The sequence below is a fragment of the Streptomyces sp. NPDC038135 genome (assembly GCF_055601245.1).
The window spans coordinates 352,562-366,553 of sequence record NZ_JBVJXS010000009.1 but is presented as its reverse complement, the minus strand read 5'-3'; the positions used below and the strand labels follow the sequence as shown (position 1 = coordinate 366,553).

At 73.0% G+C, this 13,992-nt stretch carries 13 protein-coding genes; 7 read left to right on the top strand and 6 right to left on the bottom strand.

Features of this window, described 5'->3' with window-relative positions; all coding sequences use genetic code 11:
* Nucleotides 1-23: 23 nt before the first annotated feature.
* Nucleotides 24-665, bottom strand: a complete 642-nt coding sequence (locus ACZ7JA_RS26790) for a TetR/AcrR family transcriptional regulator (RefSeq protein ID WP_389304637.1) — start codon at nt 663-665, stop codon at nt 24-26.
* Between the two features lie 91 nt (nt 666-756).
* Between ACZ7JA_RS26790 and ACZ7JA_RS26785 the strand changes: the two genes are divergently transcribed.
* The 3 genes from ACZ7JA_RS26785 to ACZ7JA_RS26775 all read left to right on the top strand — a co-directional run bounded on the left by ACZ7JA_RS26785 (nt 757) and on the right by ACZ7JA_RS26775 (nt 3,047).
* On the top strand, nt 757-1,908 hold the full coding sequence (locus ACZ7JA_RS26785; protein WP_389304815.1) for an acyl-CoA dehydrogenase family protein: 1,152 nt from the start codon (nt 757-759) through the stop codon (nt 1,906-1,908).
* Between the two features lie 84 nt (nt 1,909-1,992).
* Complete coding sequence (locus ACZ7JA_RS26780; RefSeq protein WP_351671104.1) at nt 1,993-2,280, top strand: YiaA/YiaB family inner membrane protein; 288 nt, start codon at nt 1,993-1,995, stop codon at nt 2,278-2,280.
* 122 nt (nt 2,281-2,402) lie between these two features.
* A complete protein-coding gene (locus ACZ7JA_RS26775) occupies nt 2,403-3,047 on the top strand; it encodes a TetR/AcrR family transcriptional regulator (RefSeq protein ID WP_351671106.1) in 645 nt (214 codons plus the stop codon).
* A gap of 24 nt (nt 3,048-3,071) precedes the next feature.
* Here ACZ7JA_RS26775 and ACZ7JA_RS26770 read toward each other — a convergent pair whose 3' ends face one another.
* Complete coding sequence (locus ACZ7JA_RS26770) at nt 3,072-3,533, bottom strand: MaoC family dehydratase (RefSeq protein WP_351671108.1); 462 nt, start codon at nt 3,531-3,533, stop codon at nt 3,072-3,074.
* 104 nt (nt 3,534-3,637) lie between these two features.
* On the opposite strand from ACZ7JA_RS26770, the gene soxR reads away from it, so the two are divergent.
* Nucleotides 3,638-4,096: a redox-sensitive transcriptional activator SoxR gene (gene soxR, locus ACZ7JA_RS26765; protein ID WP_351671110.1), complete on the top strand. Its 459-nt coding sequence runs from the start codon at nt 3,638-3,640 to the stop codon at nt 4,094-4,096.
* A gap of 53 nt (nt 4,097-4,149) precedes the next feature.
* Here the strand turns inward: soxR and ACZ7JA_RS26760 are convergent, their stop codons facing one another.
* Nucleotides 4,150-4,878 (bottom strand): 3-keto-5-aminohexanoate cleavage protein, encoded by a 729-nt coding sequence (locus tag ACZ7JA_RS26760; protein ID WP_470810794.1) that lies wholly within the window; start codon nt 4,876-4,878, stop codon nt 4,150-4,152.
* 113 nt (nt 4,879-4,991) lie between these two features.
* Nucleotides 4,992-5,594 (bottom strand): hypothetical protein, encoded by a 603-nt coding sequence (locus tag ACZ7JA_RS26755; protein ID WP_351671114.1) that lies wholly within the window; start codon nt 5,592-5,594, stop codon nt 4,992-4,994.
* Nucleotides 5,595-5,849: 255 nt separating this feature from the next.
* On the opposite strand from ACZ7JA_RS26755, the gene ACZ7JA_RS26750 reads away from it, so the two are divergent.
* The gene (locus tag ACZ7JA_RS26750; protein WP_470810791.1) at nt 5,850-8,639 is read left to right on the top strand and encodes a penicillin acylase family protein; all 2,790 of its coding nucleotides are present in this window, start codon (nt 5,850-5,852) and stop codon (nt 8,637-8,639) included.
* 50 nt (nt 8,640-8,689) lie between these two features.
* Here ACZ7JA_RS26750 and ACZ7JA_RS26745 read toward each other — a convergent pair whose 3' ends face one another.
* Complete coding sequence (locus tag ACZ7JA_RS26745; RefSeq protein ID WP_470810789.1) at nt 8,690-9,985, bottom strand: serine-threonine protein kinase; 1,296 nt, start codon at nt 9,983-9,985, stop codon at nt 8,690-8,692.
* 81 nt (nt 9,986-10,066) lie between these two features.
* Nucleotides 10,067-11,341: an exo-beta-N-acetylmuramidase NamZ family protein gene (locus ACZ7JA_RS26740; protein ID WP_470810787.1), complete on the bottom strand. Its 1,275-nt coding sequence runs from the start codon at nt 11,339-11,341 to the stop codon at nt 10,067-10,069.
* A gap of 192 nt (nt 11,342-11,533) precedes the next feature.
* Here ACZ7JA_RS26740 and ACZ7JA_RS26735 point away from each other — a divergent pair, with 192 nt between their 5' ends.
* Both ACZ7JA_RS26735 and ACZ7JA_RS26730 read left to right on the top strand, forming a co-directional pair.
* Nucleotides 11,534-12,307 (top strand): SDR family oxidoreductase, encoded by a 774-nt coding sequence (locus ACZ7JA_RS26735; RefSeq protein WP_470810785.1) that lies wholly within the window; start codon nt 11,534-11,536, stop codon nt 12,305-12,307.
* Nucleotides 12,304-13,983, top strand: coding sequence for a class I adenylate-forming enzyme family protein (locus ACZ7JA_RS26730; RefSeq protein ID WP_351671124.1), 1,680 nt, complete (start codon nt 12,304-12,306; stop codon nt 13,981-13,983). The genes ACZ7JA_RS26735 and ACZ7JA_RS26730 overlap by 4 nt, the downstream gene beginning before the upstream one ends.
* Nucleotides 13,984-13,992: the final 9 nt, after the last annotated feature.

Sequence of the window (13,992 nt, the reverse complement as noted above, 5' to 3'; positions counted from 1 at the left end):
CGGACCGAAGTGTCCGGGTGCCCTCACACGCTCTGCCGGGCCGCCTCGTACTGTTGCGCCAGCCCGTCCAGCAGCGCGGTCAGCCCGGTCTCGAAGGCCCGCTCGTCGATCTTCTCCTGCTGCTCGGCGAGCAGGTGGGCCTGCCCGAGGTGCGGGTAGTCGGACGGGTCGTAGGCGCTCGCGTCGTCCACGAAGCCGCCCGCGAAGGAGCCGAGCGCGGAGCCCATGATGAAGTACCGCATCAGCGCGCCGATCGAGGTGGCCTGGGCCGGCGGCCAGCCCGCGTCGACCATCGCGCCGTACACGGCGTCGGCCAGCCGGAGCGCGGCGGGGCGGCGGCCGGGCCCGCGGGCGAGCACCGGGACGATGTTGGGGTGGTCGCGCAGCGCCGTCCGGTAGGAGACGGCCCAGTCGTGCAGCGCGGTCCGCCAGTCCCGGCCGTCCTCGAACATCGACAGGTCGACCTGCCCGCTCACCGAGTCCGCGACCGCCTCCAGGATCTCGTCCTTGGTGCGGAAGTGGTTGTAGAGCGAGGGCCCGCTCACGCCCAGTTCGGCGGCGAGCCGCCGGGTGGAGACGGCCGCCAGGCCCTCCGCGTCCACGAGTTCCCGGGCCGTCTCGACGATCCGGTCGGTGCTGAGGAGGGGCTTGCGCGGTCGGGCCATGGCGCACATAGTAGGGCTGCGAGTGGAAACTAGCAGTGCTAATTTAAATGTACGTCTTTCAAGATCCGTATCCGTGTGGGGTGATCGCGTGGTGAACCTGGAGCTGAGCGAGGAGCAGGCCGCCGTACGGCAGCTCGCCCGGGACTTCGTGGAGCGCGAGATCGCCCCGCATGTGGTCGCCTGGGACCGGGCCGAGGAGGTCGACCGGGCCATCGTGAAGAAGCTCGGCGAGGTCGGCTTTTTGGGGCTCACCGTCGACGAGGAGTACGGCGGCTCCGGTGGCGACCACCTCGCGTACTGCCTGGTCACGGAGGAGCTGGGGCGCGGCGACTCCTCGGTGCGCGGGATCGTGTCGGTGTCCCTCGGGCTGGTGGCCAAGTCGATCGCCGCCTGGGGGAGCGAGGAGCAGAAGCGGCGCTGGCTGCCGGGGCTGACCGCCGGCGAGTACGTCGGCTGCTTCGGCCTCACCGAGCCCGGCACCGGCTCCGACGCGGGCAGCCTCTCCACCCGGGCGGTGCGCGACGGCGACGACTTCGTCCTGAGCGGCACCAAGATGTTCATCACCAACGGCACCTGGGCCGACGTCGTGCTCCTGTTCGCCCGGTCCACCGACGCCCCGGGGCACAAGGGCGTCTCCGCCTTCCTGGTGCCGACGGACACCCCCGGCCTGACCCGCCGCACCATCCACGGCAAGCTCGGCCTGCGCGGCCAGGCCACCGCCGAGCTGGTCCTGGACGACGTGCGGGTGCCGGCCTCGGCGCTGGTCGGCGAGGAGGGCAAGGGCTTCTCCGTCGCCATGTCCGCGCTGGCCAAGGGGCGGATGTCGGTCGCCGCCGGATGCGTCGGCATAGCCCAGGCCGCGCTGGACGCGGCCGTGCGCTACGCCGGTGAGCGCGAGCAGTTCGGCAAGCCCATCGCCCGGCACCAGCTCGTGCAGGAGCTGATCAGCGACATCGCCGTGGACGTGGACGCCGCCCGGCTGCTCACCTGGCGGGTCGCCGACCTGATCGACCGCGGCCGGCCGTTCGCCGTCGAGTCCTCCAAGGCCAAGCTGTTCGCGTCCGAGGCGGCCGTCCGCGCCGCCAACAACGCCCTGCAGGTCTTCGGCGGCTACGGCTACATCGACGAGTACCCGGCCGGCAAACTGTTGCGCGACGCCCGCGTGATGACCCTCTACGAGGGCACCAGCCAGATCCAGAAGCTGCTCATCGGGCGGGAGCTCACCGGGGTCTCCGCCTTCTGAGCCGTTCGCCCCGGCCGGCCTGAGTAGCCGTTCTGAGTATTCCGGCGGATGTGGCGGGAGCCGCCTCCGCCGATGCTCGTGTCCATGAGCGAAACACCGGTCAAGCAGCAGAACACGGCCGCCTTCTACGGTCAGGCCGTCGCCTCCTTCGCGGTCGCCATGGCGGCCACCGCCATCGGCATCCTCCGGCTGGACGCCGACGCCTGGGTGCGTTCCTTCCTGGCCATCGCCGTCCTCTACCTGGTCACCTCGGCCTTCACCCTCGCCAAGGTGATCCGGGACCGGCAGGAGGCCGGGCAGATCGTCAGCCGCGTCGACCAGGCCCGGCTGGAGAAGCTGCTCGCCGAGCACGACCCCTTCGAGAAGCTCTGAGCGGTCCCGGGCGGCCCCGAGCGGTCCCGGGTGTCCGCCACCTCGCTGAGCGGCCGCTCTAAGCGAGCGCTCACCTTCGGCGGTATGGTGGTGCTCCTGTCACCGAGAGGGGCGAACGAGCGATGAGTACGGCGGAGGAGACGGCCGGCGGCGAGGTCGAGCCGTGGGAACAGGTCACCCCTGACGCGGCGCGGCGGCTGCTGGTCGCCGCCGTGGAGGCCTTCGCCGAGCGCGGCTACCACGCGACGACGACCCGCGACATCGCGGGCCGCGCCGGTATGAGCCCGGCCGCGCTCTACATCCACTACAAGACCAAGGAAGAGCTGCTCCACCGCATCAGCAGGATCGGCCACGACAAGGCCCTGGACATCCTGCGCACGGCGGCCGGCCGCGAGGGCACCGCCACCGAGCGGCTCGCCGACGCGGTCAGCTCCTTCGTCCGCTGGCACGCCGGTCGGCGGACCACCGCGCGGGTCGTGCAGTACGAACTCGACGCGCTCGGCCCCGCGGCCCGCGCCGAGATCGTCGCGCTGCGCCGCCAGGTCGACGCCGAGGTGCGCGGCATCATCGACGACGGGATCGCCGCGGGCGAGTTCCGGGTGCCGGACGTGCAGGGCACCACGCTCGCGGTGCTGTCGCTGTGCATCGACGTGGCCCGCTGGTTCAACGTGGACGGGCCCCGCACGCCCGAGGAGGTCGGCGCGCTCTACGCCGACCTCGTGCTGCGCATGGTGGGCGCCGAACCGGACGCGCCGGCTCAGAGGTAGTACCTCCGAACCGGACGCCCCGGCTCAGAGGTAGTACCGGGACACCGACTCCGCGACGCACACGGGCTTCTGCCCGCCCTCGCGCTCCACGGTGAAGGCGAGGGTCACCTGGATGCCGTCCTTGACGTCCTCGACGCCGGTGATGACCGCGGTGGCGCGCAGCCGGGAGCCGACCGGGACGGGGGAGGGGAAGCGGACCTTGTTCGTCCCGTAGTTGACGCCCATCCGCACGCCCTCGACCCGGAGCAGCTGCGGGCCGAAGAGCGGCAGCAGGGAGAGGGTGAGGTAGCCGTGCGCGATGGTCGTCCCGAACGGCCCAGCGGCGGCCTTCTCCGGGTCCACGTGGATCCACTGGTGGTCCCCGGTCGCCTCCGCGAACAGGTCGATCCGCTTCTGGTCGACCTCCAGCCAGTCCGTGTGGCCGAGCTGCTCGCCCACGGCGGCCTTCAGTTCGTCGGGGGAGGTGAAGGTCCTCGGTTCTGCCATGTTCCCGGCCTCTCACTCGTATTCCTAAGCAACTGCTTAGCATGGTCGGGTGCGGGGGCGATGTCAACGGATGCGGGGCCGGCCGGGTCGGTAGGGTTTGCGGAGTGCCCCAGATCCCCGAGAAGGTCCACGAGCTGACCGTCGGCCAGTTGGCCGCGCGCAGCGGCGCCGCCGTCTCCGCCCTGCACTTCTACGAGTCCAAGGGTCTGATCGCCAGTCGCCGCACCGCCGGCAACCAGCGCCGCTACACCCGCGACACCCTGCGCCGGGTCGCCTTCGTCCGCGCGGCCCAGCGGGTCGGCATCCCGCTGGCCACGATCCGCGAGGCCCTGGCCCGGCTCCCCGAGGAGCGGACCCCGACCCGTGAGGACTGGGCCCGCCTCTCGCAGGCGTGGCGGTCCGAACTCGACGAGCGCATCCGCCAGTTGAACCGGCTCAGGGACCACCTCACCGACTGCATCGGCTGCGGCTGCCTGTCGTTGGAGAACTGCGTCCTGTCCAACCCGGACGACATCTCCGGCAGCCGTCTGACGGGCTCCCGCCTGCTGCCGGAACGGCCGTAGCGGCCGGCCGGGGGCGACACGGCCGCGCGTCCGCCGCGAACCGCCGCCCGGCGTCAGGGCGAGCGCGGGGGCGACTCGTGCTGGACCAGTCCCTCCGCCACCAACTGGGCGTTGGAGGTCGCGCGTTGCCCGTCCGGCAGGAACAGCGTGTCCTCCAGGCCGATCCGGGTGGCGAGGCCCAGCCGCCCGGCCAGCCGCAGCACCGGCCAGGCCCCGCCCTCCTCGCCGTGCAGCAGCACCGGGCGGCCGCGCGCGGCGCCCAGGCGCGCGAGCAGGGCGCGCGCGGTCGCCTCCGCGGTCGCCGGGCAGGGGTCCGTCACCTCCGCGAGCACCCGCAGCACCCTCGGGCCGAGCGGCGAGTCCGCGAACCGGGCGGCGGCGTCCGTGCCGGACCAGATGCCCGCCTCGACGCCGACGCCCATGGCGAGCAACCGCGCGGCGACGTCCTCGGCGCCCGGCTCGTGCCAGTTGACCGAGGCGAAGTCGGGCAGCACCGACCAGGCCCGCACACGGTCGAGCCGCGCGGCCGGGTCGGGCTCGGCCCACGCTCCGGTGGTCACCCCGACCGGCACCGGCACCCGCGCCCGTATCGCCTCGAGCACCGGCGCGAGCACCCGGGCGGACAGACTGTCGTGCCCGCACGGCGTCCTCGGGTGGACGTGGACCTCCGTGGCGCCGGCCGCGACGGCCTCGGCGGCGGACCGCGCCAACTCCTCGGGGGACGACGGCACCCAGGCGCCGTCGGCGGCCGACCGGCGTCCGTTGAGACATACCTGCACCATGCCCCGATGGTGCCAGGGGCCACTGACAGGCGGCCGCGGCCGGGTACATCGGGGGTGCGGCATCCCCCGGCACACCCCCGGTGCGTTCCCCCTCGGCCGGGCCGGCCCGCGGATCAGGCCGACATCAGCAGGCGTTCGCTTCTGGAGTACGCCAGCGCCTGCGGGGTGAGCACGGGCCGGGGCACCAGGATGCCGCAGTCCGCGCAGACCGGTCCGGACGACGGCTCGTGGTCGAGGCCGTACCTCCACACCAGCCGCTCCCCGTCGCACACCGGGCAGCACGCGCCCGGTTCGCGGTTCAGCGCGGTGATGAGCCGGCGCAGCACCTCCGCCAGCGGCTCGTCGGGATGGACCCGGGGGTCGTCGCACCAGGCGACGCCGAACCCGCCCCAGGTCAGCCGGTGCCAGTCGTCCACCGTCCCCGGCCGGCGCAGCCCGTCGTGCTTCTCCTTCTTGCGGCGCTCGGCGAACTCGGCCTCGTAGCCCAGCCAGACCGCCCGCGCCTCCTCCAGCTCCTCCAGCGCGGCCACGAGCCGCACCGGGTCGGGGGACCGGTCCTCCGGACCGAAACCGGCCCGGGAGCACAGATGGTCCCAGGTCGCCCGGTGCCCATAAGGGGCGAACCGCTCCAGGCACTTGCGCAGCGAGTAACGCCGCAGCGCCAGATCACACCGCGGATCTCGTACCTGTCTCGCCAGACTTCGGAATCCGGCCATCGCCATGCACCTCCGTCACACCTGCGTCCGCTCTTGCGTCACTTCTCCGTCGTCGTACGGGTTCCTCGCGACCTCGCCGAATAGACGTGTCGACACGCGATCCGGCTCCATCCGTTTTCCGATGCCCTCCCATAAGGCGCCCCGGGTTGACCGCCGGGCGCCCTTCCGGTGACCCCGAAAGTTGACGCATGTTCATCTTCAATCTCGGGGATACCGGCGGTAACGTCCGGCCCACCCCCGTCGGGAGGAGCTGCCATGCCATGGCGCGCCCCACGCAACGTGCTGCTCGACAAACTGAGAACTCCCCGCAGGCTCACCGGGTTCCTGAAGACGGCGTCGATATGCGTTCTCGTCGCCGGACTTCTCTCCCCGCTCACCCACGCCACCGCCGCCCAAGCCGCCGTGACCTCGGACGACTACTGCGGCGGCCAGTGCTCGGACATCCTGCCGCCCGGCGAGAACGGCAACGCCACCCTCGCCCAGATCCTGCTCAACCAGGCCTTCGGCACCCAGCCCGCACACGCCGAGGACCAGCTCGGCCCCTACGCCGGCCTCGCGACCGGATACCGGGGACTCACCGACGCGAAGATCAACACCTTCTTCAACGACGCGTCCTTCGGCGTCCCTTCCGACCAGGTCGCCTCCACCGAGAAACCGGCCGGCCGCGGCGACGTGACCATCGTCCGCGACAAGAAGACCGGTGTGCCGCACATCACAGGCACCACCCGCTACGGCACCGAGTTCGGCGCGGGCTACGCGGCCGCCGAGGACCGGCTGTGGCTGATGGACGTCTTCCGGCACGTGGGCCGCGGGCAGCTCACCGGATTCGCGGGCGGCGCGGCCGCCAACCAGGGCCTGGAGCAGCAGTTCTACCGCGACGCGCCGTACACCGAGGCCGATCTGCAGGCGCAGATCGACAACGCCGTCGCGCACAACGGCGCCCGCGGCCAGCAGGCCCTCGCCGACGCGAGCGCCTACCTCGCCGGCATCAACTCCTACATCGACGCCTCGGACAGCGGCCGTTACTTCCCCGGCGAGTACGTCCTGACCGGCCACAAGGACTCCATCACCAACGCCGGCACCATAGACCACTTCAAGATCACCGACCTGGTGGCGCTGGCCTCCGTCGTCGGCTCGCTGTTCGGCTCGGGCGGGGGCGGCGAGGTGAACAACGCCCTCTCCCTGATCGCCGCCCAGTCCAAGTACGGCGTGGCCGAAGGCACCAGGGTCTGGGAGTCGTTCCGGATGCGCAACGACGCCGAGGCGGCCCTCACCGTCCACGACGGCACGAGCTTCCCGTACGCGGGCCGGCCCGCCGACCCCAAGGGCACGGCGCTGCCCGACGCCGGCTCGGTGACCGCGGAGCCCCTCGTCTACGACCGCACCGGCAGCGCGGCCACTGCGAGCGCGAAGAGCGTCTCCGGCGCGGCGGCGAAGGCCTCCCTGAGCTCCGCCCGCCGCGGCATGTCCAACGCCCTCGTGGTCAGCGGCAAGTACACCGCCGGCGGCCGTCCCATCGCCGTCTTCGGGCCGCAGACCGGCTACTTCGCACCCCAGCTGCTCCTGCTGCAGGAGATCCAGGGGCCCGGCATCAGCGCCCGCGGCGCCTCCTTCGCGGGCCTGAGCATGTACGTCGAACTCGGCCGCGGCCAGGACTACTCCTGGAGCGCGACCACCTCCGGCCAGGACATCATCGACACCTACGCCGTCGAGCTGTGCCAGGACGACCACCACTACCTCTACCGCGGCACCTGCACGGCCATGGAGCAGGTCGAGCGGAAGAACGCCTGGAAGCCCACCGTGGCCGACGGCACCGCCGCGGGCTCGTACACGATGCGGGTGTGGCGCACGAAGTACGGACCGGTGCAGTACCGCGCGACCGTCGGGGGCAAGAAGGTCGCCTACACCACCCTGCGCTCCTCCTACCTGCACGAGGCCGACTCCATCATCGGCTTCCAGATGCTCAACGACCCCGGCTACGTCAAGGGCCCGAAGGACTTCCAGAGCGCGGCCCAGCACATCAACTACACCTTCAACTGGTTCTACGCCGACTCGCAGCACACCGCGTACTACAACAGCGGCGACAACCCGGTCCGGGCGAGCGGCGTCGACGCGGAGTTCCCGGTGCTGGCCGAACCGGCCTACGAGTGGCGGAACTGGGACCCGGCCACCAACACGGCCGACTACACCCCGGCCTCCGCCCACCCGAACTCGGTCGACCAGGACTACTACATCTCCTGGAACAACAAGCAGGCCGCCGACTACACGACCGCGTCCTGGGGCGACGGCTCCGTGCACCGCGGCGACCTGCTCGACGACCGGGTGGCGAAACTCGTCGCGGCCGGCGGGGTGACCCGTACCGCGCTCGTGCAGGCCATGGCGGACGCGGCCCTCGCCGACCTGCGCGCCGAGGACGTGCTGCCCAGGCTGCTGAAGGTGATCGGATCGTCGCCGGTGACCGACCCCACGGCCGCCGCGGGGGTGAGCAGGCTCCAGGCGTGGGTGACCGCGGGCGCGAAGCGCACCGAGACCTCGGCCGGTTCCAAGAAGTACGCCGACGCGGACGCCATCCGGATCCTGGACGCCTGGTGGCCGCTGCTGGTGAAGGCCGAGTTCGAACCTGGCCTGGGCAGCGACCTGTACACCGCGTTCACCGGCAACCTGCCCGTGGACGAGGCCCCGTCGGCCGGCCACGGTCCGACCGGATCCCACGCCGGCAGCTCCTTCCAGTACGGCTGGTGGAGCTATGTCGACAAGGACATCCGGGCGGTGCTCGGTGAGCCCGTGCGGGACGGCCTGGCGCAGAAGTACTGCGGCGGCGGCGCCCTGGGCGCCTGCCGGGACGTCCTGATCGGCACCCTGAAGGAGGCCGCCGGAAAGACCGCCGCCCAGGTCTACCCCGGCGACGACCAGTGCTCGGCGGGCGACCAGTGGTGCGCCGACTCCATCGCGCAGCGGCCCCTGGGCGGCGTCAAGCACGGGAGGATCAGCTGGCAGAACCGGCCGACCTTCCAGCAGGTCGTGGAGTACACCTCGCACCGGTGACGCCCCGGCGGTGACCTCACCGCGGTGACGTCCCGGCGACTGGCGGCGGGTCAGGCGATACGGCCCGCCGCCAGCACCACCCGCGCCAGCTCCGGGTGCAGGATGTCGCTGTGCGCCCCGCTCGGCGCGCCCCCGCGCCGCACCACCGCCGCCGCGTCGACGTTCACGCAGCCCGCCCCGGGCAGCGGTCCGCGCAGGGCGGCGGCGAGGTCCAGGGCGCCGGTCCCCGGCACCCCCTGCACCCCGTCGTGGCCCATGGCTCCCCACCGGTCGCCCAGCATCCGGCCGAGCGCGAGGCCGCCGACCGAGCGGTCGTCGTCCGCGCAGCGCGACGCCAGCGGGTAGAACGTGGCGAGCGCCGAGTCGAAGCGCGAGTAGCAGCACACCAGCGGGCCGTCGATCCGCTTCTGCCGGCCCTCGAGCGCCCCCGCGCGGCCCGGGTCGTGTGGCAGCCGGGCGGCGAACGCGTAGTGCGAGAAGGCGCCCTGGAGCAGGGTCACGGACTTCACCGCGCGCACCCCGGCGGGCAGTCCGCGCAGCGCGAACGACACCAGCCGCCCGCCGAAGCTGTGCCCGACCAGATGCACCCGCACGCCCGGCGCCGCGGCCGCCAGCCGCCCGACGACCGGACCCAGCCCGTGCTCGCCGACCGTCCCGGCCCGCCGCTTCATGGTGTAGTACGCGGCCTGGCGCAGGAGTTCCTTGGCGCCGTCCCAGGGGTTCGGCAGCGTGAACCCCTCCGGCGCGCCGAGCCCCGCCGACGCGTCGGCCAGTTCCGCGCAGGCGGCCACCGGATCGCAGCGGAACAGGGCCGGATCGTCCTCCTCCGGGACGTCCGCCGCCGAGTGCCCGCCGGGTCCCGGCTCGACGAGCAGCCGCACCAGCCGCCCGAACTCCGCGAGCCCCTCGTCCCCGACCGGCCGCTCGTCCAGCAGCCGGGCCAGCCGGTCGAGCACGGTGGCCCGGTCCGGGAAGGCGCCCAGCAGGGCGCGCCGGGTGTCCTTGTCCAGCGCCGGGCCCGGCGCCGCCTGCGCCTCGACGGCGGCGACCGACCGGGGCAGGTCCGGGATCGGCTCGTCGCTGAACCGCATCGACGGCCAGACGACGCCGACGTACCCGATCCGGGCCCTCGGGGCGAGGCCCGGGAACGGGGCGAAGAACGCGCGGTACAGCGCCGTGGCGCCCGAACGGTCGTTGTTCCAGCCGTGCGCGAAGACGATCAGGTCACGGACGCCGTCGTCCCCGAGCCCCGCCCGCAGCCGGTCCCGTTCGGCGCCGTCCACGTCGCCGTCCGCGTCGAAGGTCAGCTCCCAGTAGGGAGTCACGCTCATCCCAGGATCCGCCATGACAGGCTCCCTCGTGCCCCGAAACGGTGCGATCTGGGCGCATCGTCCCGCTGCCCGGGGGAGTTGGCCAGAGCGGGCGGCTCACTTGTACAGGAGATATCCCGCACGGACCTTCCGGAACGCCGCCAGCTCGTCCTGCCAGGCGCCGACGACCTCGTCGGTGCCCGCGCCCGCGTCGATCATCGTCCGCACCCGGGTGGAGCCGGTGAGCTTGTCGATCCAGTTGTCCGGGCGCCAGGCGAAGCCGTCCCATACCTTCCGGGCGGTCACCAGCAGCGCGACGCCGGTGCGCACCGGGTCGAAGGCGGCCCGGTCGTGCACGTGGATCTGCACGCCCCCGACCGTCTTCCCCTGGAACTTGGAGAACGTGGGCGCGAAGTACGCCTCCCGGAACCGCACCCCCGGCAGTCCCGTCCCGTTGGCCTCGGCGGCCCACCGCCCGTCGACGCCCTCCGCCCCGAGCAGCTCGAACGGCCGGGTCGTACCGCGCCCCTCGGAGAGGTTGGTGCCCTCGAACAGGCAGGTCCCGGAGTACACCAGCGCGGTGTCCGGGGTGGGCATGTTCGGGCTGGGCGGCACCCAGGGCAGCCCCGCGGCGTCGTAGAACCGGTCGCGTCCCCAGCCCGTCATCAGGACCGTCTCCAGCGGGACGGGCTCGTCCAGGAACTCCCCGTTGAACAGCCGGGCCAGCTCGGCCACCGTCATCCCGTGCGCCTGCGCGATCGGCTGCCGGCCGACGAACGTGGCGAACTCCCGGTGCAGCACCGGCCCCTGGGCCGAGCGGCCGGTCACCGGGTTGGGCCGGTCGAGCACGACGAACCGCTTGCCCGCCAGCGCGGCCGCCTCCATGCAGTCGTAGAGGGTCCAGATGTACGTGTAGAACCGGGCGCCGACGTCCTGGATGTCGAAGACCACCGTGTCCACGCCGGAGGCGGTGAACACGTCGGCCAGCGGCCGGCCGCTCTTCAGGTACGTGTCGTACACCGGCAGCCCGGTCGCCGGGTCGTCGTAGCGGCCCTCGGAGCCGCCGGCCTGGGCGGTGCCCCGGAAGCCGTGCTCCGGGCCGAAGACGGCGGTCAGCCGCACCCGGGGGTCCGCGTGCATCACGTCGACGATGTGCCGGGCGTCCCGGGTGATGCCGGTGGGGTTGGTGACGACGCCGACGCGCCGGCCGTCGAGAAGGCGGTATCCGTCGGCCGCGAGCCGCTCGAAACCCGTGCGCGGATGCCCGGCGGCGGCCGTGGACGCCGCCGGGAGGGAAGCGGTGGTCTTGGACGCCGCCAGCAGGGCCGGCGCCGCCGGGAGGGCCGCGCCGGCCGTGGCCGCCGCCAGTACGCTCCGTCTGGACAGGTGCACGAGGAGACCTCCGTGGGTGGGGAGGTGCGGGCCGTGCGTGACGGGTCGCGCCCGCGCCGCGGAACCGCACATCGATACGGCCCCGCGCCCCCGGGGCCTGCCTAGGTTTGCTCCGGCGGCCCTTCCCTCACACATACCGACCGGTTAGTCTGGCCGTCGCTGAGCCGAGTCGCGTCGCGTCGAAGGAGACCGATGGTGGAAGCCGTGCAGGATGCGGGAGTGGTCGTCACCGGAGCGGGCGGGGGGATCGGGGCCGCGCTGGCCCGGCGGTTCGCCACCGAGGGCGCCCGCGTGGTCGTCAACGACCTGGACGCCGACAAGGCCAAGTCCGTGGCAGCGGAGATCGGCGGGATCGCCGTGCCCGGCGACGCCTCCGCCGTCGTCGACGAGGCCCGGGACGCCCTCGGCGGCACCGTGGACGTCTACTGCGCCAACGCCGGCGTCGCCTTCGAGGACGGCGAGGCCGGCGCGCCGCTCGACGAGCGGGCCTGGGCGCTGTCCTGGGACGTCAACGTGATGGCGCACGTCCGCGCGGCCCAGGCGCTGCTGCCCGGCTGGCTGGAGCGCGGCGCCGGCCGGTTCGTCTCCACCGTCTCGGCCGCCGGGCTGCTCACCATGATCGGCGCCCCCTCCTACGCGGTCACCAAGCACGGCGCGCTGGCCTTCGCCGAGTGGCTCTCGCTCACCTACCGCCACCGGGGCGTCAAGGTGCACGCCATCTGCCCGCAGGGCGTGCGCACCGACATGCTGGCGGCCACCGGCAGCGCTGGCGACCTGGTGCTGCAGCCCACCGCGATCGAGCCCGAGGACGTCGCGGACGCCCTGTTCCGGGGCATCGAGGAGGACCGCTTCCTGATCCTGCCGCACCCCGAGGTCGCCGAGTACTACCAGGCGCGGGCCGCCAGCCCCGACCGCTGGCTGGCCGGCATGAACCACATCCAGCGCAAGTGGGAGGAGGCCCGGTGACCGAGTCCCGCTACGCGGCCCGCCCCTGGCTGGCCCTGCTCGACGAGGCCCAGCGCGGCCCGGTCGACCCCGCCGACTCCCTGGTGCACGCCCTGCGCCGGGCCGCCGCCGAGGCCCCCGACCGCACCTTCCTCGCCTACTTCGACGCCTCCCTCGGCTACCGTGAGGTCGACGACCTGACCGACTCGGTCGCAGCCCACCTCGCGGAGCGCGGCCTGGAGCGCGGCGACCGGGTGGCCGTACTGCTGCAGAACTCCCCGCACTTCGTGCTCGCGGTCCTCGGCGCCTGGAAGGCGGGCGCCACCGTCGTGCCCGTCAACCCGATGTACAAGTCGGCCGAGGTGGCCCATGTGCTGCGGGACGGCGAGGTCGCCGCGCTGATCTGCTCCGACCGGGCCTGGGAGTCGTACCTGCGGGACACGGCCGCCGACTCGCCGGTGCGGATCGTGCTCACCGGCTGCGAACTCGACTTCCAGACCCGCGACGACGCGCGCGTGCTCACCTTCGAGCGGCTGCCCCAGGCCCCCGACGCCGAGGACCTCGTGGCCGTCGCCCGCCGGGGCGGCCGGGCCCCGGCGGGCCGCGACCCGCGCCCCGGCGACATCGCCCTGATCAGCTACACCTCGGGCACCAGCGGCACCCCCAAGGGCGCCACCAACACGCACGGCAACATCATGTACAACGCCGAGCGCCAGCGGACCGGCCTGGCCCTGCCCGAGGCGCCCGTGTACTACGCGCTCGCGCCCCTGTTCCACATCACCGGCATGGTCTGCCAGCTCGGCGCCTGCCTGAACAGCACCGGCACGCTGGTGCTCACCTACCGCTTCGAGCCCGGTGTGGTGCTGGCGGCCTTCGCCGAGCACCGCCCGCACTACACGGTGGGCCCGTCCACCGCCTTCATGGCCCTCGCCGCGCACCCGGACGTCACCCCGGAGCACTTCTCGTCCTTCGCGAACATCTCCTCCGGCGGCGCCCCCGTGCCGCCCGCCCTGGTCGAGCGGTTCCGCGAGCGCTTCGGGCCGTACATCCGCACCGGGTACGGCCTCACCGAGTGCACCGCGCCCTGCGCCTCCGTGCCGCCCGGCCTGGAGTCGCCCGTGGACCCGGTCTCCGGGACGCTCTCGGTGGGCGTGCCCGGCCCCGACACGGTCGTACGGATCGTGGACGACCTGGGCGAGGAGCTGCCCTTCGGCGAGCAGGGCGAGATCGTCGTACGCGGCCCGCAGGTCGTCCCCGGCTACTGGCGGCGCCCCGACGCCACCGCCGAGACCTTCCCCGGCGGCGAACTGCGCACCGGCGACATCGGGTTCATGGACGAGCAGGGCTGGCTCTACGTCGTCGACCGCAAGAAGGACATGATCAACGCGTCCGGCTTCAAGGTCTGGCCGCGCGAGGTCGAGGACGTCCTGTACACCCATCCGGCGGTGCGGGAGGCGGCCGTCGTCGGCGTCCCGGACGGCTACCGCGGCGAGACCGTCAAGGCGTACATCAGCCTGCGCCCGGGCGCCGACCCGGACCCGGATGAACTCGCGGTGTACTGCAAGGAGAGACTGGCCGCCTACAAATACCCGCGCCAGGTGGAGATCCTGCCCGACCTGCCCAAGACGGCGAGTGGGAAGATCCTCCGGCGGGAACTGCGCACCCGGGCGCAGGGCAGCGGGAACGACAGTCGGTGACGACGGGAA